Annotated in this window: 19 protein-coding genes; 16 read left to right on the top strand and 3 right to left on the bottom strand. The window is 34.0% G+C overall.

The annotated features are described in order from the left end of the window. The first annotated feature begins 13 nt into the window (after positions 1 to 13). The 3 genes from P0Y62_06265 to P0Y62_06255 all read left to right on the top strand — a co-directional run bounded on the left by P0Y62_06265 (position 14) and on the right by P0Y62_06255 (position 3,864). Complete coding sequence (locus tag P0Y62_06265; protein ID WEK71158.1) at positions 14 to 1,060, top strand: ABC transporter substrate-binding protein; 1,047 nt, start codon at positions 14 to 16, stop codon at positions 1,058 to 1,060. Positions 1,061 to 1,102: 42 nt separating this feature from the next. Next, a complete protein-coding gene (mtgA, locus tag P0Y62_06260; protein ID WEK71157.1) occupies positions 1,103 to 1,747 on the top strand; it encodes a monofunctional biosynthetic peptidoglycan transglycosylase in 645 nt (214 codons plus the stop codon). An 89-nt stretch (positions 1,748 to 1,836) separates the two neighbouring features. Next, positions 1,837 to 3,864, top strand: a complete 2,028-nt coding sequence (locus P0Y62_06255) for a recombinase (GenBank protein WEK71156.1) — start codon at positions 1,837 to 1,839, stop codon at positions 3,862 to 3,864. On the opposite strand, the gene P0Y62_06250 is transcribed toward P0Y62_06255, so the two are convergent. Genes P0Y62_06250 through P0Y62_06240 form a run of 3 tightly spaced genes read right to left on the bottom strand, consistent with a single transcriptional unit; the run spans position 3,842 to position 5,975 of the window. Further along, entirely contained in the window at positions 3,842 to 4,135 is a 294-nt protein-coding gene (locus tag P0Y62_06250) for a hypothetical protein (protein WEK71155.1), read from the bottom strand. The two genes, P0Y62_06255 and P0Y62_06250, sit on opposite strands and share 23 nt — an antisense overlap. 1 nt (position 4,136) lies before the next feature. Beyond that, positions 4,137 to 5,216, bottom strand: a complete 1,080-nt coding sequence (locus tag P0Y62_06245) for a DNA replication/repair protein RecF (GenBank protein WEK71154.1) — start codon at positions 5,214 to 5,216, stop codon at positions 4,137 to 4,139. 3 nt (positions 5,217 to 5,219) lie between these two features. Then, positions 5,220 to 5,975 (bottom strand): hypothetical protein, encoded by a 756-nt coding sequence (locus P0Y62_06240; protein WEK71153.1) that lies wholly within the window; start codon positions 5,973 to 5,975, stop codon positions 5,220 to 5,222. Positions 5,976 to 5,993: 18 nt separating this feature from the next. Here P0Y62_06240 and P0Y62_06235 point away from each other — a divergent pair, with 18 nt between their 5' ends. From P0Y62_06235 to P0Y62_06175, 13 genes are all read left to right on the top strand, one after another. Next, positions 5,994 to 11,903, top strand: coding sequence for an MG2 domain-containing protein (locus tag P0Y62_06235; GenBank protein WEK71152.1), 5,910 nt, complete (start codon positions 5,994 to 5,996; stop codon positions 11,901 to 11,903). Positions 11,904 to 12,095: 192 nt separating this feature from the next. Next, on the top strand, positions 12,096 to 12,581 hold the full coding sequence (locus P0Y62_06230; GenBank protein WEK71151.1) for an ecotin family protein: 486 nt from the start codon (positions 12,096 to 12,098) through the stop codon (positions 12,579 to 12,581). 130 nt (positions 12,582 to 12,711) lie between these two features. Then, a complete protein-coding gene (locus P0Y62_06225) occupies positions 12,712 to 13,167 on the top strand; it encodes a DUF1569 domain-containing protein (protein WEK71150.1) in 456 nt (151 codons plus the stop codon). Positions 13,168 to 13,220: 53 nt separating this feature from the next. Beyond that, entirely contained in the window at positions 13,221 to 13,691 is a 471-nt protein-coding gene (locus P0Y62_06220) for a hypothetical protein (protein WEK71149.1), read from the top strand. A 2-nt stretch (positions 13,692 to 13,693) separates the two neighbouring features. Next, the gene (locus P0Y62_06215) at positions 13,694 to 14,092 is read left to right on the top strand and encodes a hypothetical protein (GenBank protein WEK71148.1); all 399 of its coding nucleotides are present in this window, start codon (positions 13,694 to 13,696) and stop codon (positions 14,090 to 14,092) included. A gap of 3 nt (positions 14,093 to 14,095) precedes the next feature. Then, on the top strand, positions 14,096 to 14,467 hold the full coding sequence (locus P0Y62_06210; GenBank protein ID WEK71147.1) for a VOC family protein: 372 nt from the start codon (positions 14,096 to 14,098) through the stop codon (positions 14,465 to 14,467). A 60-nt stretch (positions 14,468 to 14,527) separates the two neighbouring features. Next, a complete protein-coding gene (locus P0Y62_06205; protein WEK71146.1) occupies positions 14,528 to 14,977 on the top strand; it encodes a VOC family protein in 450 nt (149 codons plus the stop codon). Positions 14,978 to 15,200: 223 nt separating this feature from the next. Next, positions 15,201 to 15,875, top strand: a complete 675-nt coding sequence (locus P0Y62_06200; protein WEK71145.1) for a DUF2490 domain-containing protein — start codon at positions 15,201 to 15,203, stop codon at positions 15,873 to 15,875. Positions 15,876 to 15,928: 53 nt separating this feature from the next. Next, the gene (locus P0Y62_06195; protein ID WEK71144.1) at positions 15,929 to 17,542 is read left to right on the top strand and encodes a Na+/H+ antiporter; all 1,614 of its coding nucleotides are present in this window, start codon (positions 15,929 to 15,931) and stop codon (positions 17,540 to 17,542) included. A gap of 34 nt (positions 17,543 to 17,576) precedes the next feature. After that, entirely contained in the window at positions 17,577 to 18,002 is a 426-nt protein-coding gene (locus P0Y62_06190; protein WEK71143.1) for an SRPBCC domain-containing protein, read from the top strand. A gap of 4 nt (positions 18,003 to 18,006) precedes the next feature. Then, positions 18,007 to 18,390: a VOC family protein gene (locus P0Y62_06185; GenBank protein WEK71142.1), complete on the top strand. Its 384-nt coding sequence runs from the start codon at positions 18,007 to 18,009 to the stop codon at positions 18,388 to 18,390. Positions 18,391 to 18,425: 35 nt separating this feature from the next. Further along, on the top strand, positions 18,426 to 19,451 hold the full coding sequence (locus P0Y62_06180; GenBank protein ID WEK71141.1) for a glutaminyl-peptide cyclotransferase: 1,026 nt from the start codon (positions 18,426 to 18,428) through the stop codon (positions 19,449 to 19,451). A 253-nt stretch (positions 19,452 to 19,704) separates the two neighbouring features. After that, positions 19,705 to 20,622 (top strand): hypothetical protein, encoded by a 918-nt coding sequence (locus P0Y62_06175; protein WEK71140.1) that lies wholly within the window; start codon positions 19,705 to 19,707, stop codon positions 20,620 to 20,622. The last annotated feature ends 21 nt before the right edge of the window (positions 20,623 to 20,643 follow it).

Here is a 20,643-nt window from a genome sequence, read left to right as displayed (position 1 = left end):
TTTTCTTTGAAACATGAAATCAAGAATTTTTCTAATATTTGCCATTTGTGCGCTAATCTCTTGTAAAAGAGACCCAAAAATTTCATCCTCACAATGGATTTCTGTATCAGAATATGTACAGTATAACGAAACAGGAGATGTTTTAAAATTAAAATCAGGAAATTTCAACTACGATTTTAAGAAAAGCCAGATTCCTTTTAAGAAAGTGATTTTATTAAATGCAAGTATGGCAGGCTATATTTCCGAACTTGGAGCTGAAGATTTAATTACCGGAGTTTCCAGCCCGGAATATATTTTTTCTGAGAAAATTCATGAAAAAATAAAAAAGGGTAAAATAAAAAATGTTGGAAATGAACAGAAATATGATGTGGAACAGATTATATCTTTAAAACCAGATGTAATTTTTACCAATCATATTGCCAGTTTTGATAATACATATGAACTGTTGAAAAACAATGGTATTCAGGTAATTTTTTTGGATGAGTATAAAGAACAGAAACCATTGGAAAAAACAGCATATCTAAAACTTTTCGGAAAATTATTTGGGATGGATGAAAAAGCCGAAACCGAATATGCGGAAATCGAAAAAAATTATAATGAACTTAAGCAATTAGCTTTAAAAGCTACACAAAAGCCTGTGGTTCTGGCGAATGAAATGTATGGCGATGTTTGGTATCTTCCGGGAGGAAAAACCTCTGTAGCCAACTATATTTCAGATGCGAATGCGCAATATATTCTGAATAATAATACAGAAGAAAAAGCAGTAACAATGAGCTTTGAAGAAGTGTTTTCAAAAGCTAATGGGGTAAAATACTGGGTAAATGCAGGCAATCACGCTTCTAAAAAAGAAATGTTGAATATGAATCCGTTCTATGGCAAGCTGGATGTTTTTAATAAGGGCTATGTTTATGGCATTGGAGGCAGAGAAAAAGAAAAAGCCAATGACTTTTTCGAAAGTGGTATTGTAAGAGCAGACTGGGTACTGAAAGATTATATTAAAATTTTTCATCCCGAATTGTTACCGAATTATCAGCTGACTTATATGAAAGAATTAAAATAAGTCGATGGATTTATTTATTTTTGTGTCTCTTTTTTAGAACTTATGTGGAAAAAAATTAAGCAGATTATTTTTATAATCCTTATTCTGAATGTTTTTTTTATTGTTTGGGGACGGTTTTTCAATCCGCCCATTACCATTACACAGATCGGAGGTCTTTTTGAATATGGGAAACTTCATAGAGATTATATTTCTTACAATGAAATGGGAGACAAAGTAAAGAAAGCGGTAATTGCCTCTGAAGACCAAAAATTCTTCATGCATGATGGTTTCGACTATTCTGCGATCGAAAAAGCGATGAAGCACAATGAACAAGGAAAAAAAATAAGAGGTGGCAGTACGATCTCTCAGCAAACAGCAAAAAATATTTTTCTTTGGCAGGGAAGAAGTTGGTTAAGAAAAGGTTTGGAAGCTGTTTATACCTTTATTATTGAAAAAGTTTGGGGTAAAGATATTATTTTAGAAAGATATCTGAATTCTATCGAAATGGGACAGGGGGTATTTGGAATAGAAGCCGCTTCAAAATACTATTTTGGAAAATCATCCAAAGATCTTACAACTTCCGAAGCAGCCTGGATTGCTGCTGTTTTGCCAAATCCCAAAAAATATGATCCGAAAAATCCTTCACCATATCTGACTAAGAAGCACAATTGGATCATGAGACAGATGAGAAACGTGAGCTTGAAATAAACGTGAAAGTTTAACCCAGCTTAAGGATTTAAGCTGGGTATCTTTTATTGTTATTAATAAGTTTAAACAAGTTTAGTATCTTTGTACTAATGAAGCTTTTTAATTCCAGCACAAACTTTGAGTCTGTTCTTAAAAAATATTTTTCCTTTAAGAACGAAACCCTCTCTCTAGAACCGTTCGCAGATTTCTTAGAGAGTATTAAAAAGGCAGACTTTACGGATGTACTCAATTTTTTTAAAAGCAATCCTCAGATCACTGAAAATTTTAAATATTACATTCATAATATTTTTAAGGGAAGACCTTTTAATTTATCATTGACTGAAGCTAATATTCTATCTGAGAATTCCTTTTTCCCGGAGCTTAAAAAACGAATCTTAAACAAAGTCTTACCACCTGTAGAAAATGAAAATACAGTATGGTATATGATCGATAACGTGAGTTTAAGCCCACAAAAAGATCTTAAATTTTTCCAGAACCTTCCCGAAAATGAAGTGGATGAGTTCTTGAAACTTCTTGAAGCTTCAGACTTTATAACCAAACCCGTAGTCAAAAAAGAACTGATTTTTGCGATGAATATCCTTTCTTGGCGTGCTACTGGAATGGCAATGGAAGTTGAGGTCGTAAGAATGGCACCGGAATACAGAAATTTTGATAATCCTTTTTTAGCATTACAGAATGAACTGGAAGGACTTGCTGAAGAACTCGATAATAACCCGGAATTACAGCTCCATTCCAAAGACAGTCGCTATAAGCAGATAAAAATCTATGCAGAGCAATGCTTGGAATTTGTAACGATTGCCTTTAAAAACTCTGGCAAATATGGAATTTCGGGTAAGATCAATCAATCTTTGCTGAAAATCCGTCAGCAAACCAATAGAATTTATGAAATAGTTCAGTTGCTGATCATTGATGAAGAAAAAGATGTTTTTATCAATTCGAAGCAACTGATATTTAATATTATAAGATATAAATCTCATAAGAATAATATTTCTGAGCTTGTCAACGACAGTACGAGGCTTATTTCTCATCTTATCACGAATCATACAGCAGAAACCGGAAGCCATTACATTACTTCTTCCCGGAAAGAATACATGAAGATGTTCTATAAAGCCAGTGGAGGAGGGATCATTGTAGGAGCTTTGTGTGTGTTGAAAATGCTTTACGGATACTTTCCGGGAAGTGATTTTTTCCATGCTTTTTTATATTCCATGAATTATGCAATGGGATTTATCATGATTTATCTGATGGGATTCACGTTGGCAACCAAGCAGCCTGCAATGACGGCGGCGACGATGACCAAAGTGCTTTCGGAAGAAGGGGGAGGAACAAGAAATAATACGGAATTTGCCCATCTTGTTTCCCAGTTGTTCAGAAGTCAGTTTATCGCTTTCGTTGGAAACGTTTTGCTTTCTTTTCCGATTGCCTTGATCATTATTTACGGACTGGATGTTTTTACCTCTCAGAATATGGCGATAGATCGGTCAGATAAGCTGCTAAAAGATCTGGATCCGTTTAAGTCAAAGGCAATTCTCCATGCGAGTATCGCCGGATTTTATCTTTTTATTTCTGGGATTATCTCAGGGAATATTGGGAATAATTCTGTCTTTTATCAGATTCCTGAACGTATTGCCAAAAACCTTTCCATCAGAAAATTCTTTGGAAAGAAATTTGCCAAAGGTCTTTCAAAATATTATGCTAAAAATTGGCCGGGAATTATATCTAACTTCTGGTTTGGGGTATTTTTAGGCGCAACCGCTCCGGTTGGATTATTCTTGGGATTAGACCTGGATATTCGCCACATTACCTTTGCTGCCGGAAACTTTGCCTTAGGACTTTACGGGAAAGATTTTTCAGTAGATTCTTATACATTTTGGATTTCCTTTGTCACGGTTTTCCTTATTGGATTTTTCAACTTCCTGGTAAGTTTCACACTGTCAATGTTTTTGGCATTTAGATCAAGAAAATTAAACTTTGGTCAGGTAAGTGAAATCTATAAAGAAATTTTCAGATACTTTTTGAAAAATCCGTTGAGGTTTTTTATTCCGTTGCGTTCAAAATTAGATCAGAAAGCGGATGATTTAAGAAATAGCACCATTACAAAACCTGAAGATCATTAAATTTTTCTTTTCCAAACTGAGCCTGGAATTTTTTCAGAAAAAAACTTTTACGAAGCTGAAAATCATGTTTTAATAAAGGAGAATTGATTTTTATAATTATACAACGGTCTTCAATATTCACACTTTTTATTTCACGGAAAAGACTTTCATCAAGATATTCTTCCAGAAAATCCTTAATTTCAAAAGCAACCAGTTTACCTTCAAAACCATGAATTCTTGCAAAAGACTTTACAAGTTCTGAGGATTGGTATTCGCGTTTTTTCTTCTTCATATTATATCTCAAAAATTATACTCTCTTCATTTATTTTTTTTACTACACTTTCCGTACGTTCTCTGTGCGTATCCGTAATAAAAATCTGCCCGAAATTTTCCTGGTTGACTAGTTCAATTAATTGAGAAACCCTGTGATCATCCAATTTATCAAAAATATCGTCTAACAGAAGGATCGGAGTTTTATTCGTTAATTCTTTTATCAGGCTCATTTGTGCCAGTTTTAATGAAATTAAGAATGATTTTTGTTGCCCTTGTGAACCTGTTTTCTTGATTAAAACAGAATCCATTTCAAAAAGAAGATCATCTTTATGGATTCCTTTTGAAGTATAGGTAAGCATTCTGTCTCTTTCCAGACTTTCTTTTAAAAGATTTTCAAAAGAATCGTTTAGGAGATGGGATTCATAGATAACAGAAACCGTTTCTTTTCCGCCTGAAATGATCTGGTAAAAATTCTGAACGATAGGATTCAGTTTTTCCACGAAAGTCCGTCTTTTTTCAAAAATCTTAGTCCCGAATTTAGAAATCGGATCATCATAAATTTCCAGTGAATCTTTATCCCAAACGCGATTTTTTGCGAAGTACTTTAATAAGGCATTTCTCTGCTGAATTGTTTTTTGATACTGAATCAAATCAAAAAGATACTCAGAATCAGTCTGGGAAATCATGGAATCCAGGAATTTTCTCCTGCTTTCCCCCGAATCTGAAATTAGATTAGAATCATATGGCGAAATCATTACACTAGGCAAATATCCGATATGATCTGCCATTCTATCGTAGCTTTTGTCATTTTTTTTAATGACTTTTTTGGCTTCTTTAGGCTGAAGGATTTTGATGTTGTCTTCACTGTCTTCACTTAGAATTTCAGCATCGATGGTAAAGAAATCTTCGTCTTTCAGAATGTTATTAAGATCCGTATTTCCCAGAAAGCTTTTACCCACAGAAAGATAATGCAATGCATCCAGGATATTGGTTTTCCCTACACCGTTGTTTCCCACAAAGCAATTGATTTGGGGCGAAAATTCAAATTTCTTTTCAGAATGGTTTTTGAAATTGTACAGGGAAAGCTTCTTAATAATCATTCGTCAAAAATACTCCATTATTAGTAAAAATAAAAAAGGAAGTGCAGAGCAGGTTTCTACTCCGAATGAAAAATAAGCGTCACTCCTCTCATTTTCAGAAAAATAAATGAAAATATAAGAGATAATTCCCGACAGAAAAAACGGAATGGAATAATGCGGTGTTAAATAAAAAATAGACAGAACCGTACTTGCAAAAATCAGTGAATAAGCAATGTATTTTGTATTCTGAACCCCGATCAGCATGGGAAAGGTTTGTACTGTATCCCGTTTCATATCCCGAATATCAAAGGGTAAAACGAGTGCCGTAATGAAAAATAAGCTGATAAAAAAGATTGGAAAATTAAACTCAGGTAAAGTCAGCCAACAATTAACCAAAGCCCAGACTAGCCCTACATAGAATACTTTTAAAAGAGGAATTTTACGAATATAAACATCGAGAAAAAAACTATTGTAAAGCAATCCCAAAACAACGATGATAAACCATTTTACCAATCTTATTTCATTGTGATTATGATAAATCAGCAAAGCGCAGATAATGCCTGCAATACCATTTAAAATGAGAATTTTAAAAAAATATTTGGTATGCTGATACTTTGTATAAAGATAACCGCTGAAATAGGTGATGAAAATTAAAATAACACTCGGTAAACGGAATGTATTTTGCTCTTCCATGAAAAACACTGCAAAAAGAGTTCCCATTAAAGACACATACAATTGACTGTCGATAAAGGATTTTTTCAGTATTTTTAAAAAGTTCATTGATCAAAAATAACATTTATGAAAAAAAAATCCAAGATTTTTCTGCTTTTGCTGTTCCTATTGAATTTTTCTGCTGCTTTTGCCCAGAAATATTATGATGAGCAGTGGAAAAAAGTATCTGCTAATTCTCAAAAAGGCATATACAAATCGAGTCTTCCCATCATTTTAGACATACAAAAACAGGCGATGAAAGAAAATAATATTGTGCAGCTTATACAATCTTTGAAAGGAGAATTCTCCATTGTGAACCGAACAAGAGACGATGAGAAAAATGATTCTGTAAGTAAGCTTTTCAAAAAACTACAAGAAGTTGATAAACAACTGAAAGGAGAAGATAAAATTGTCTTTGAGGTTCTGTTAAGTGGTTTTCTCATGGATTATTATAATGAACATTCTTGGGAGATCAGAAGCCGGACAAATATCAATTCTCAGGATAATTCTGAAATTGAAACCTGGAGCAAATTGGATTTTAAGAACTATCTGAATAAAAATTACCAGAAGCTTGATGAGCTAAAAGCTGAAATGAAAAAAATTGCTCTTAAAAAATATGAGAATGTTTTTTCACCTAACGATTATATTTCCTATTTCCCAACCTTATGGGATTGGTATTCAGTAAAGAAAATAGATTTTCTTTCCAGCAATGATCTTTTTACCAAGAATGAATTGGAAGTGAATCATACCGTTACTGACCAGATTTATAATGAATTGATTGCTCAGAATACTGGAAATTCCAAATTGTATTTTATGCACAGAAAATTACAGAATAATTGTGATTTTAATCAATGCAAAGATAAGTTAGAGCAGCTCAAAACACTTTTGAAATCTGATATTAATGGCGACTATAAAGTTTTGATTATTGGTGATATTGTTGATGAACTGAATAGTAAAAATAAAGAAAAGGAAGCAATTGAGTTCATTAATCAGGCCAAAGCTCAATATCCAAAATCTCCTTTTATTGATCATATTAAAAACAAGGAAAACCAGATTCTGAATCCTTCTCTGAATATTAAATATGAAGGGCAGACACAAAGTAATAAGCCGATTCATCTGGTAGCAGAATATAAAAATGTCTCTGCGTTTTCAATCAATATTTATGAAGTAAAAGAAGACCTGAGTTCTTTTTTACAATATGCAAGAAATTCTTACGGAAATCCATTGAATAAAATTAAAAAAAGTCTGGTTAGAAAAGAAGCATATACATTAAGCGATCTGAAAGATTTTCAATCCCATAAAACATCTTTAGAAATCAAGCCGCTTCCTTCCGGAGTCTATGTTGCAGAATATGTTGTAACAGGAATTAATGATAAGGATAGTGATGATGAGAAAGATTTTTATTTCCTGGTTTCAGATAACAAAATTATTTATCAGAAAAAGACAAATAATAATCCGTTATCAGATGAACTGAAACTGGTGAATAGTGAAAATGGAAAACCGACTGTTAATGAAAATCTTACATTTTATGAATTTGTCGGAAATAAAACGTTAACTAAAACCGAAGGAAAAACTGACGATAAAGGAGTTTTTAAATTTCCAACAACGGCGAATACAGAATATTACCGAACTTTTTTGACCAGACAGCCCAAAACAAATGATTTCCAGATAATGCAGATCTATGGAAATAGGGCGATGAATACAATCGATCAGAATAAAGATACTAAAAGTAGTAAAGCGCAGATTTTTACAGACCGAGCTATTTACAGACCAGGACAAACAGTATATTTTAAAGTGATCAATATTCAGCGTGATAAAGAGGTTGAATCTGTCATTGCTGGATTACAACAAAAAATTACGCTTACAGATACGAATGGGCAGGAAGTTTCTTCTCAAACATTTAAGACCAATGAATTTGGTTCTTATCACGGAAGTTTCATTTTGCCAAAAGGTAAACTGAATGGAATATTTTATTTGAAAACTTCAGAAAACGATGGTTACTTCAACTTTAGGGTTGAAGAATATAAAAGACCTAAGTTCGAAGTGACATTTGATCCGGTAAAAGAGGAGTACAAATACGGACAGACTATTGAACTGAAAGGTAAAGCCATGATGTTTTCCGGAGTTGCCTTAAGTAATACAACGGTCAATTATGAAATCAGAAAACGGAATATCCGCTGGAGGTATTTCAGCTGGTATCCGCAAGATGACGATAATGAAAACTCGATTTTAGGGGAGGCAAAAACGAATGAGAAGGGAGAATTTATCATCAAATTAGATCTTAAGAAAGATGAAAAACTGGAAGGGATTCAAATTGACAATTATGAAATTAACGCTTCTGTGACGGATATTAATGGGGAGACACAAACAGCGGATACGAACCTGAAAGTATCTTCGGTTTCTCATTATATTCAAGCAGAAGAAATTAAGAATATTTTCTCCGGCGAAAATGTAAAAGTAAAGGTTGAAACCAAGAATTATAACGACCAGCTTCTTAAAAAGTCCTATCAGGTAAAACTTTCAAAGCTTCAGTCACCTGACCGGATTTTTAGAAATAACTTTATTTCCGAAGTTCAGGATTTACCAACATATTCAAAGGAAGAATTCATCAGTAAGTTTCCACATGATCTGTATGATAAAAATGATAAGGCGGAAAATTGGAAATCTCAGGTACTCACCACCAAAACCGAATCCTCTGAAAATTTAGAGCTCGGAAAATTAGAAGCAGGAGATTATAAGCTTGAATTATTTAATATTGAAGGTAAAGACACCATAAAAACTGTACAGAATTTCAGTGTCTGGAATAAGAATTCTTCGCTGGCCAATCAGAAGACATTTCTTACTGTTGTAGAGCCTAAAAAAGAATTTGTAAGAGGAGAGAAAGCTGTTTTTTATGTGTATTCTTCGATTCCCAACGCTTTAGTCAATGTTTTTGTGCAGGACGGATCAGGAAAAACAACTTCAGAGGTTCATCAGCTTAAAAACGGAATCCTGGAATATGGGGTAGAAATTCCAAAAGATAAAACTGTACAAATATTGAATGTACAGTTTCAGATTGTTACATTTAATGATGTTCAGACACAGTCTGTAAATCTTGAAATAAAAGATGCCAAAGAAAAAGAGTTAGCAATAGAAACGGTTACTTTCAGAGATAAAATTCAGCCCAATTCCAAAGAAAAATGGTCTGTAAAAGTTTTAGGAAACGGAAAGGAGAAAATCAGTGCAGAGCTATTAGCAAATATGTATGATATGTCGTTGGATAAATTTGCGGCTCATAAGTTTGACTGGTATCAGTTCTATACCGCGACTTCTATTGTAACATTTTATGATATCAGACAATATTTGAGTCAAAAGTATTATCAAAAAAGATTAGAATATTTTAATGGTGAACAAGTAGAAGTTCCTGCTTTTGATTGGTTTGATGCAAGTGTTTTATGGAGGAATACACGTTTACTAGAAACAACTACAGGTTTAGTGAATCAGGAAGGAGTAAAAGCAGCTGCGTATACACCCCCGCCGCCGCCAATTGGAGGAGCGAAGAGAAGTGTTGCAATGGCAAAAAAAGAAACAATGGTTAATGATGCTATGATAGATGTAGTACAAAATGTTGTTCCTGAGCCAGCGAAAGTTCCAAAGGTAGAAGCGGATCTTAATAAAGTTCCAGTCCGTCAAAATTTAAATGAAACTGCTTTCTTCTACCCGGACTTAAAAACAGATTCGGAAGGAAATGTAAGTTTTGAATTCACTTCTCCGGAAGCTTTGACAAAATGGAAACTGATGTTCCTGGCTCATACAAAAGATGCAAGAGCAGCAACATTGGAAAAAGAAGTGGTAACTCAGAAAGAATTTTCAGTAACGCCAAACTATCCGAGATTTTTAAGAGAAGGAGATGAACTGAATCTTCAGTCTAAACTTTCAAATTTAACCAACAAAAAACTGAACGGTTTTGCTCAATTACAGATTCTTGATGCATTGACCAATGAAGATATTTCGGAGAAATTTGGACTAAGTACTCTGACAGCGGTTTCTGGATATAACAGAGAACAGGCCTTTTCATTAGACGAAAATGGGAATTCCGTTTTAACATGGAAAATAAAAGTTCCGAAAGATGTTTCTTCAATTGTTCTGAAAGTGGTTGCAAAAGCCGGACAATATTCGGATGGAGAACAAAAGGCTATTGCAGTTTTACCTAACAGAATGCTGGTAACGGATGCGCTTCCGATTTTTGTGAAAGAAAGCGAAACAAAGACTTTCGAACTGGAAAATCTTAAAAATACAACTTCAACAACGGTTTCCAATGTTTCCAATACATTGGAACTGACAACCAATCCTGTTTGGGAAATTATGTTTGCGCTTCCAAGTCTTAAAAATGATCAGAATAACTCTGCCGACGTCATCTTTAATAAATGGTTTGCTGATGTTTTGGCTTCGGAAATTTTCAAAGCCAATCCAAAAATGAAAACTATTTTCGAAGAATATCAGAACAAAGGTCTGTTAAATTCAAACCTTGAAAAAAATCAGGAATTAAAACAATTATTATTGGAGGAAACACCTTGGGTATTGGAAAGTAAAAATGAAGGTGAACAAATGCAGAAACTTTCACTTCTATTTGATGTCAATACCATGCGGAATACCATTCAGGGCGACTGGGACGATTTCAAAAAACTACAAAATCCTGATGGAGGCTTTTCATGGTATCAAGGCTATCCAAGCTCTTATTCAACATCATTGTATATTTTGAAAAACTTAGGGAAAATCAATTCCTGGTTAAAGGATAATGTAAAAGATTATCAGAGTTCGGAACAGAAAGAACTGGTTGCAAATTTGGTGAAATATGTAGATGACGAGATCGGCAAATATTGGGATGTAAAGAAAGGAAATGCTTGGAGTAATTGGGCGTTAGATTATCTGGATACCAGAAATTACTGGGAAAAACAATATCCTTTAAAAGGTAAAGGAGCAACCCTGAAATCGTTAGTAAAACAAAAAGCCAAAACGGCAAAAATTACTGATTTTACGTTCTTCGGACTGCACAGAGCAGCTTTATTGATGAATGATTACGGATTAAAAGATGTTTCCGATAAGTTAATGACCTATTTGAAAGAAACCTCTGTAGATTCGAAAAACCAGGGAGTTTACTGGAAACAGAATCTGGATGATTGGGGATGGTTCAGTTCAAAAGTGGTGAATCATGCAGGAGCTTTGGAAGCTTTCAATACTTTAAAGCCAAATGATCAGAAATTTATTGAAGACATGAAAATCTGGCTGATCACCCAAAAAGAAGTGAATTCATGGGGAAGCTCGAGAGGAACTTCAGAAGTAATTTTCACGATTCTGAACTCAGGTAAATCCTGGACAAGTCCTGAAAGTGATAAAGCTACAATTGTTTGGGGAGGGAAAGAACTGAAGCTGGAAACTCAGGCAACGGGTTATGTAAAATCTTCGGTGAAAACTGATGTTATAGATAAAAATTTAGCGACTGTTACCGTAACAAAACCAGGTCCTGGAATTGTTCAGGGTGGACTGTTCTGGCAATATTATGAAGATCTGGATAAAATAAAATCTTCTGAAAATTACATTTCAGTTACCAAAGAATTATATAAAAAGGTTAAAACAGTAAATGGTGAAGAACTTCAGCAAATCTCTCCTCAAACTCCGTTAAAAGTGGGCGATAAAGTTACTGTAAGAATGATTCTGAATACCGATCGTCCAATGGAATTCATTCATATCAAAGATATGAGAGCTGCCGGATTTGAGCCTGTAGATGTATTGTCCGGATACCAGTGGAAAAACAGTTTAGGCTATTATCAGTCTACTAAAGATGCGTCCACCAATTTTTATATTCAATATATGCCAAAAGGTAAATATGTATTCGAGTATGATTATGTTGCGAATGCATCCGGAAAATTTTCCAACGGAATTACTACGATTCAGAATTATTACGCTCCGCAGATGAATGCGCATACAAAAGGAACCAATGTAATAATCTCGGAATAATTAAATAAAACTGCAGTAATCTTACTGCAGTTTTTTTATGAGATTTAGCTGAAGGTTATCTTCATGTTCCAGCCTTTTTTAGTTGGGTTATTTTATAGATTTCACTGCGGATATATTTAAAATTAAACAATTGTTTAATTTTTGGAACGGTTTTTGAATTTAAAGAATTATAAAAAATAAAATACAAAATTTATGAAATTTTCAAAAACAATTATTTTAGGATTAATGATGGTTGCCGGAACGAATATTTTCGCTCAGAAGAAAGTTGAAAAGTTTGAGAAATTACAGATTGAAATGTTCCCGAAAGCAAAAGAAGGATTTAAGCAAGTTTATATCCAGCTTCCTGTTGCAAAAAATGAAGGTGATCTAAAAGTGGAGTTTTTTGTTGGAATGGAAAAAATGTTAGACTGTAACAAGCATTTTCTGATCGGAAAAGTAAATAATCAGGATCTTCAGGGTTGGGGATACAATTATTATGGAGTAGAATCAAAAGGAGAAACTGGCGGAACACTAATGGCTTGTCCGGATCAAAAACTGACCAAAAAGTTTGTTTATCTTCAACCTGAAACCGTAAGATATAACAGTAAATTGCCATTGGTTTTCTATATTCCGAAAGATATGGAAGTCCGTTACAGAGTTCTTCGACCTGATGTAATGAAGAAAGCGATTCAAAAATAAATGATAATCTATAAATAAAAACCTTACAAATTTTGTGAGGTTTTTTTATTAATAATGTTTCTGTAGTTAAAAATAATATGGAAGCATCAGAAAAACTTGATATATTTGTTTTTCAACAATTATATGGACTATGGAAAACGTATTTGATATCAAAGATGCTCAGAATTACATTGATAGGATTAATAACCTTGTAGAGGACACTCATGGTCATTGGGGAAGAATGACGGTTGATCAAATGTTGGCGCATTGTTGTGTGTCTTATGAAATGGTTTATGAACCTGAAAAACATAAAAAACCGGGAGCTATTGCTAAATTTATATTAAAAAGATTCGTGAAGCCTAAAGTGGTAGGTGAAAAATCTTATCCTAGAGATTCTCCTACAGCACCGCAGTTTATTATTACAGGACGAAAAAACTTTGAAGAGGAAAAAAAGAGGTTAATTGGTTTTATCCAGAAAACCCAACAACTGGGAGCATCCGCTTTCGACGGAAAAGAATCTCATTCTTTTGGTAAGTTGACTTCTCAGGAATGGAACAATATGTTTGCAAAACACCTCAATCATCATTTAGCGCAATTTGGTGTGTAAATCATACTGTTTTGAGGATGCATAAATTATATCAACCTAATATTTAAGAACACATGAAAAAAGCTTTATTATTCCTCATTCTTGTTTCCAACTTTTTCTTTGCCCAGATGCCGGATATTTCATCGGTCTGGCTGAATAACAGTAAGCCGTATCTTGGAACAATCGGAAAAGATAAAGAGGTTCTGAAACTGAAGATCAATATTTCGGAGCAAAATAAAAAAAATGACCAGGAATATTTCGTTTCCGGATATTCTCTTGTAGATAATGTATATGCTAAATTTGAAGGGAAATTTACCATCACCAAATACAAAGACAATAAAAAAAGCGGAACCGTGTACGGAACTTACGAACTGGCAGAAGAAAACAAAGGAAAGCATTCCGGACTTTTCACGGGTAAGTTTGTCTATAATTTTAAATGGAATAAAATAACCGAAAAAATTGAAGGACAATATATTGAATTGATTGGTGACTGGAAAAGTTACGACGGAAGTTTAGATTTTAAAACCCGATTAAAAAATCAATAATCATGTTAAAACAGTTTTTAGCTGTAATAGCCGGAATTATAGTTGGTTCTATAGGTATTTGGCTAATGGAAAGACTGGGACATTCACTGTATCCTTTTCCTGCAGATTTGAAACCCGATGATATTGAGGGGTTTAAAGCCTATGTTGAAAACCTGCCTTTTATGGGCAAATTTATTGTCATTCTAGGGTATGCTTTAGGAGCATTGCTTTCAGGATTCGTTGCAACAAAAGTGGCTAATAATAACAAACCGGCGGCGGCTATCGTTTGTGGAGGTATCTTTCTCTTTTTCACTATTTACAATATGTTGGTTTTACCAACTCCGGTTTGGTTCTGGGTATTGGGAATAGCTGTTTGGGGACTGGTTTTAGTAGGATATAAATTAGCTTTAAATAAAAAATAAAGGATGAAATTAGGAGCATTTTCAGTAAGTTTAAGTGTAAAAGACTTACAAAAATCAAAAGAATTTTATGAAAAACTGGGTTTCAGTTCAATGGGCGGAAGTATGGAACATAATTATCTGATCATGAAAAACGGAGATCATTTGATCGGTCTTTTCCAAGCAATGTTTGATGGCAATATGCTGACTTTTAATCCGGGATGGGATCAAAACGCGCAGAATCTGGAGGTTTTTGATGATGTTCGGGATATTCAGAAACATTTAAAAAGTCAGGGTATAGAATTGAGTAAAGAAGCCGACGAAACCACACAAGGTCCGGAACATATCTTCCTTAAAGATCCTGATGGAAATATGATTTTGATCGATCAGCACAGATAGGTAAAGAAGAAACTTTGAAACTAACTTAAATACAAATCTAACTAACTAAAAAAATACATTATGGCGTCAGTAAACGTTTATTTAACATTTAATGGAAACTGTAAGGAAGCATTCGATTTCTATAAATCTGTTTTCGGCGGGGAATATCCTTATATAGGAACTTTCGGCGAAATGCCTTCAGAAGAAGGTAAAGAAATACCTGAAGAAGAAAAAAATAAAATTATGCACGTTTCTCTTCCGATCTCTAAAGAAACAATTTTAATGGGAAGTGATACCGGCGGAGAATGGGCTTCTCATTATAAAGCAGGGAATAACTTCTCCATCTCCATCAATGCAGAGTCTAAAGAAGAAGCCGATAAATTATTCGCTGGATTATCAGAGGGTGGAATGGTGACCATGCCAATGGCAGATACATTTTGGGGAGCGTATTTCGGAATGTTTACTGATAAATTCGGAATCAACTGGATGGTAAATTATGATGATCCTGCAAAAATGCAGCAGCACCCATAATATAAAACTGAAAATTAAAATATAATAAACCGATAGTCACTAGCTGTCGGTTTTCGTTTTTTATACACTGCATTCCAAAAATCTTTAAATTTGAATATAAAGTTTTCTGACTGATTTTAAACAGATAGGAAAACTTTCATAAAAAATATATTTTTCTTATTATTGATAATTAATATTGAATTTAATTAATTTGATAGATTTTAATAATTGAAAAATAAACGGAATGAAGATTTTTAAAATATTGGCGATAAGCGTTGGTCTGTTCGGAAGTATAGGATTATCTGCTCAAAAAAATGATCTGGGAGCTTGGTATATGTATTTTGGAAACAACAAGATAAGTAAAAAGCTGAACCTGCATAATGAAATTCAATATAGAAATTTTGATGCTGTTGGAGATTTGGAGCAACTTTTAATCCGTACGGGAATAGGATATGATTTAACAGAAAATAATAACAACATTTTATTAGGATATGGTTTTATACTAAGCCAGCCTTATGTAAACGGAGAGAAAACAGAAAACATAGAACACCGTATTTTTCAGCAGTTTATTACAAAGCAGAAATTTGGCCGCTTTAATATTCAGCACCGTTACCGTTTAGAAGAACGTTTTTTACAGGATGATTTCAGGATGAGGTTTCGATATCTGTTAGGATTAAATATTCCGATTAATAATAAAGAAATGATTCCGAAAACTTTTTATGGATCTGTATATAATGAAATCTTTTTGCATTTTAATAGCCCTACCTTTGACAGGAACCGTGTGTATGGAGCTTTAGGATATGTTATTAATAAAAATATGAGAATAGAAGCAGGATATATGAATCAGATTCAGGAAACCCGAAACAGAGGGCAGATTCAGATCGGTTTTTATAATAATATTCCGTTTACGAAAGACTAATAGATTTCGAAAAAAGAATTAGAAAAATATTAATTTCATAAAATATAATATAAATGATTCACAATTATGTCATACTATCAATCGCGGTATTGTTGTCTGTGATGATATTGGTAATGATAGGGCAGAAGCTGAAAGTCGCCTATCCTATATTTCTGGTCATTGCAGGGCTTTTAATAAGCCTTATTCCCGGAATGCCCCATATTGAAATAGAACCCGATTTGGTATTTCTGATTTTCCTTCCTCCTATTTTATTTGAAGCTGCCTGGTTTACTTCATGGCAGGATTTTCATAAATGGAGAAAACAGATATTTTCTATGGCTTTCGGCCTGGTTTTTTTAACTTCCATTGTTGTCGCTTATTTGTCATCATCAATTATTCCAGGACTTACTGTTGCAATGGGATTTTTGTTGGGAGGAGTCAATTCTCCGCCGGATGCTGTGGCTGCAACTTCTGTATTAAAGCACATGAAAATCCCCAAAAAAATTACCAGTATTCTGGAAGGAGAAAGCTTAATTAATGATGCATCCAGTTTAATAGTATTCAAATTTGCTTTAGCAGCTGTGGTTTCCGGACAATTCATTTTTGGAGAAGCGGTAAAAGACTTTTTCACAATGGCAATTGGAGGAATTGCGATTGGAGTAGGATCGGGATTGCTTTTCGGAGCTTTACTGAGAATTATTCCCTCCAATTCAAATATTGATACCATTATTACTTTAATTGTTCCTTACATTATGTATGTGGGAGCGGAACATTTTCATTTTTCCGGAGTACTTTCTGTGGTTGCAGGAGGATTATTGATGTCTTATAATTCTCATTGCTACCTGAGTCATACTTCCAGGATTCAGTCAGGAAATGTGTGGAGTGTCCTTATCTTTTTAATGAATACCATTATTTTTATCCTTATCGGGTTGGAGTTGCCTGTTGTAGTTGCCGGGATGCAGGATTATACCATTTCTGAAGGGATTTTCTATAGTATTGTTATCGGTGGGGCCATCATCCTTACCAGAATCCTGTACAGCTATGCAATTATGTATTTCCCGAGACTTTGTTCAAAAGAATTTAGGCTGAAAGCTCCGAAACCCGACTGGCGTGAACCATTTATTATCAGTTTTGCGGCAATGAGAGGAGTGGTTTCTTTAGCCGCAGCATTATCAATTCCGGCATTTTTACCTAATGGAGAAGCTTTTCCACACCGAAACATCATTTTGTTTGTCACTTTTGTGATTATTTTGATTACTTTGGTTGGACAAGGATTACTTCTTACACCGATTTTAAAGTTTTTAAAAATAAGTGACGCGGGAAGCGAGCTGCCTGAAGAAAAGCAGGAAGTAATTTTAATGAGAAAATTAAAAGAAACGGCTTTGCATAAACTTGATAATGACTTTTTGGAACTGGCCAAAAAAAACAGTTTGGTACAACATCAGAAACATAAACTGGAAAATGAAATGATGATGATGGCAGATAAAGCACAATGTATGGCAACAACAGGAGATTATGTAACGGCGATGAATGAAAATAAAGATGTAATGAGACAGATTATTCAGGCTCAGAGAAACGAGCTTCACCGCCTGAAACGTGAAAAAATATTTGACGATCATGTCATGAGAACCATTGAAATGCAGCTTGATTTCGATGAGGCTAAAATCACAGGTTTTTCTCATGGATAAACTAAAATAAGAACCTCTATTCAATAAGATTATAATGAGTATTCCAATTATAGTTCAGTACAATATAAAAGCTCCGGTTGAAAAAGTCTGGAAGGCTTTGACCGATAAACAGGAAATGAAATTCTGGTATTTTGATATTCCCGATTTTGAACCGGAAATAGGAAAAATCTTTAATTTCTATGAACCCGGGGAAGAAAGGAAATATCATCACCAGGGAGAAATATTGGAAATCATTCCTCATAAAAAGCTTAAACATACCTGGTCTTATCCGGAACTGTCGGACGGAATAACTACTGTAACCTGGGAACTGAATCAACAAGGAGAAGAAACATCGGTCACACTTATTCATGATGATATTGATCATTTGAAGGAATTGGGAGTAAACTTTTCCAGAGAAGCTTTTGCAGATGGCTGGAATGGAATTCTGAAGCAAAGTTTAAAATCTTATCTGGAAAACTAAAAATATGTCAAAATATAAATCACTTCGTCCTATTTTATGGACAGAAAACCTGGAGGATACTATTGGTTTTTATATTCACGTCCTGGGATTTACATTGCAGGAAAGAAATGATGACTGGCAATGGGCTTCCCTGGAGAAAGACGGAATAGAAATTATGCTTACGAAACCGAATCAGCATGAAGATTTTAAAGGAATAGGCTTTACAGGCTCATTTTATTTTACTGTAGATCATGTGGATGAGCTTTGGGAAGATTTGAAAACAAAAGCAAAAGTCTGCTACGAAATTGAGACTTTCGACTGGGAAATGAGAGAGTTTGCAGTATATGACAATAACGGATATATATTACAATTTGGTCAACATATTGATGAAATTAGCAAGGAGGAATAAATTTTGCTATTTTTGGGGAAATATTTAGAAATTCAATGAAAAAGAATATCATAGCAGGTTTTGCTGCAATTTTGTTATTGGCTTCATGTAATAAAGATGAAAAGATCTTAAGTACTTTAAGTGATTATAACAATTCTATGGAAGCAAAAGGATATCATTTTGGAGATAAGCTGAACCTTCCTAAAGAAGTGACGGATAATGCAGAAAGTATCACTGTAAGTTTCGGAGATAAAGAAACTACAGATTTAACAGTAGATCCTAAATTTTTTACATTAGGAGATAATGCTGTTACTTTCAATATAAAAACAAAAGGAGGAGAAACTTTGAACCAGGATGCTACCATTAATGTCTTTGCGAAAAGTCCTGAAAAAAATATTGCCTATCAAATCGTAGCGGAATATCCTCATGATCCTAAAAACTTCGTACAGGGTTTCCAGATTGAAGGAAATACAATTTATGAAAGTGACGGGCAGAACGGATCTTCACAAATTCTGAAGTATACGTTGGGAACGACAACGCCCCTTGCTTCCACAAAACAGCCTCAGGAAGACTTTTCTGAAGGAAGTACCATTGTAGGAGATAAAGTATATCAGTTGACCTGGCAAAGTAAAAAAGGATATATTTACGATAAAAGCTCTTTAAAATTATTAAAAGAATTTGCATATCCGAATGTATTTGGAGAGGGTTGGGGATTGACGTATGACGGTAAAAATCTGATCGCTTCGGACGGAAGTAAGCTATTGTATTTTTTAAATCCGAACGATCCATCCAAATTGGTAAAATATATTGCAGTTGCGGGAAGCTCTCAGGCTTACGACCAGTTGAATGAGCTGGAATATCATAATGGATTTATCTATGCAAATGTTTGGCAAAAGCCTATTATCCTAAAAATCAATCCGGAAAACGGGGAGGTTATAGGAAAATTTGATTTTACTGAAATTGCCAAACAAAATACAAAAGGAAGTGATGATGTATTAAACGGAATTACTTTTAAAGGAGATAATATGCTGGTAACCGGTAAAAACTGGTCAAAAATATATGAGGTAGCCATTAAAGAATAATCGGTGATCTCCTAAACATAAATATAGCGTTCCTATGGAGCGCTTTTTTTATAATAGAAAAATCCTATTTTTGGACAAGATTAAAAATTCAATGAAAAGAACCTGTTGATTCTGTTCCGTAATCTATGAAGTAGCCATCAAAAATTAGTATAAAATGATTCCGCTGAAATAGTCATTTTAAAAATGATTCCATTACCTTTGACAATCTTTTGAGTTGTGTTTTTTTAGTATATTGACCGTATAAAAAAACTGAGTGAAGTTTTTACAAATTATATTATTTTTCTTTTTCTGTTCATTGTCTGCACAGAAGACTCTTCCTTTAGATAGTCTTAAGCTTAAGGAAGCAGGAGATATGCTGGCTGATGATTATGGTAACCTGTATATTTATAAGAATAAAGACTTCAGTTTTACAAAATACGATTCTACCGGAAAGCAGATCGGAAAAATGATGCTTACTGTACCTTTTAAACCCCAAAATGTCCAGAATCCTTTGAGTGTGGCTCTGTTTTCTGAAAACGCTCAGGAGCTGAAATTTGTAGATCAGAACTTAAACGAAATACAGCGGGTAGATTTTAAGCAGAAATTCAGCTTTATAAAATATGCCTACGCAGAAGATTTACAGCAGATCTGGCTGATGGACGAAAGTATGAAGCGTCTTATTCAATACAACTTCAGAAACGAGACGATGATCAATTCTTATCCTTTTGATGCTAATTTTGACGACCTTATTGATCTTTTAGTATATGATAATAAGGTCTATATCCTGACCAAAAAGCAATTTAGGGTATTTAGTCTGAAATTTGAAAAGCTTTTTGAGGCTGAGGTAGAAAACGGGAAACGTTTCAGAAGAGAAAATGATATGATCTTAATAATCACTAAAAATACGATTTTAAGATATATTCCGGGTAAAGAATTGGTTAAGATTTTCAATGATCCTGATGCGCAAATTGTGGATAAAAACACGCTTGCTTATTTTGAAATCAAAGCCAACAAACTTTATCTTTACACCCTTGAAAATAACAAGGAAACCAAACCTCCGGCAGAACCGGAAACAACTCCAAAGAAAAATGAAAATCCGGAGGAACATAAAGAGAAAAAAGAACAGCCGGATTTAATCAAGCTTATGGAAGAGGTTTCGCAGGTTCAGTCATTAGGAGTAGATAATTTATAATCATCAGTTAAATACGATACA

The sequence above is a fragment of the Candidatus Chryseobacterium colombiense genome (assembly GCA_029203185.1).
Classification (GTDB): Bacteria; Bacteroidota; Bacteroidia; order Flavobacteriales; family Weeksellaceae; genus Chryseobacterium; species Chryseobacterium colombiense.
Note: the sequence above shows the minus strand (reverse complement) of the source record. Positions and strands in the feature narration are given on the sequence as shown.

What these genes read in the sequence shown, in the direction of transcription:
- P0Y62_06230 (WEK71151.1), top strand. Translation starts at nt 12,096, where the DNA reads ATGAAATTTTCAAAAACAATTATTTTAGGATTAATGATGGTTGCCGGA.
- P0Y62_06265 (WEK71158.1), top strand. Translation starts at nt 14, where the DNA reads ATGAAATCAAGAATTTTTCTAATATTTGCCATTTGTGCGCTAATCTCT.
- mtgA (WEK71157.1), top strand. Translation starts at nt 1,103, where the DNA reads ATGTGGAAAAAAATTAAGCAGATTATTTTTATAATCCTTATTCTGAAT.
- P0Y62_06195 (WEK71144.1), top strand. Translation starts at nt 15,929, where the DNA reads ATGATTCACAATTATGTCATACTATCAATCGCGGTATTGTTGTCTGTG.
- P0Y62_06250 (WEK71155.1), bottom strand. Translation starts at nt 4,135, where the DNA reads ATGAAGAAGAAAAAACGCGAATACCAATCCTCAGAACTTGTAAAGTCT.
- P0Y62_06240 (WEK71153.1), bottom strand. Translation starts at nt 5,975, where the DNA reads ATGAACTTTTTAAAAATACTGAAAAAATCCTTTATCGACAGTCAATTG.
- P0Y62_06210 (WEK71147.1), top strand. Translation starts at nt 14,096, where the DNA reads ATGAAATTAGGAGCATTTTCAGTAAGTTTAAGTGTAAAAGACTTACAA.
- P0Y62_06220 (WEK71149.1), top strand. Translation starts at nt 13,221, where the DNA reads ATGAAAAAAGCTTTATTATTCCTCATTCTTGTTTCCAACTTTTTCTTT.
- P0Y62_06190 (WEK71143.1), top strand. Translation starts at nt 17,577, where the DNA reads ATGAGTATTCCAATTATAGTTCAGTACAATATAAAAGCTCCGGTTGAA.
- P0Y62_06225 (WEK71150.1), top strand. Translation starts at nt 12,712, where the DNA reads ATGGAAAACGTATTTGATATCAAAGATGCTCAGAATTACATTGATAGG.
- P0Y62_06255 (WEK71156.1), top strand. Translation starts at nt 1,837, where the DNA reads ATGAAGCTTTTTAATTCCAGCACAAACTTTGAGTCTGTTCTTAAAAAA.
- P0Y62_06180 (WEK71141.1), top strand. Translation starts at nt 18,426, where the DNA reads ATGAAAAAGAATATCATAGCAGGTTTTGCTGCAATTTTGTTATTGGCT.
- P0Y62_06205 (WEK71146.1), top strand. Translation starts at nt 14,528, where the DNA reads ATGGCGTCAGTAAACGTTTATTTAACATTTAATGGAAACTGTAAGGAA.
- P0Y62_06245 (WEK71154.1), bottom strand. Translation starts at nt 5,216, where the DNA reads ATGATTATTAAGAAGCTTTCCCTGTACAATTTCAAAAACCATTCTGAA.
- P0Y62_06200 (WEK71145.1), top strand. Translation starts at nt 15,201, where the DNA reads ATGAAGATTTTTAAAATATTGGCGATAAGCGTTGGTCTGTTCGGAAGT.
- P0Y62_06215 (WEK71148.1), top strand. Translation starts at nt 13,694, where the DNA reads ATGTTAAAACAGTTTTTAGCTGTAATAGCCGGAATTATAGTTGGTTCT.
- P0Y62_06235 (WEK71152.1), top strand. Translation starts at nt 5,994, where the DNA reads ATGAAAAAAAAATCCAAGATTTTTCTGCTTTTGCTGTTCCTATTGAAT.
- P0Y62_06185 (WEK71142.1), top strand. Translation starts at nt 18,007, where the DNA reads ATGTCAAAATATAAATCACTTCGTCCTATTTTATGGACAGAAAACCTG.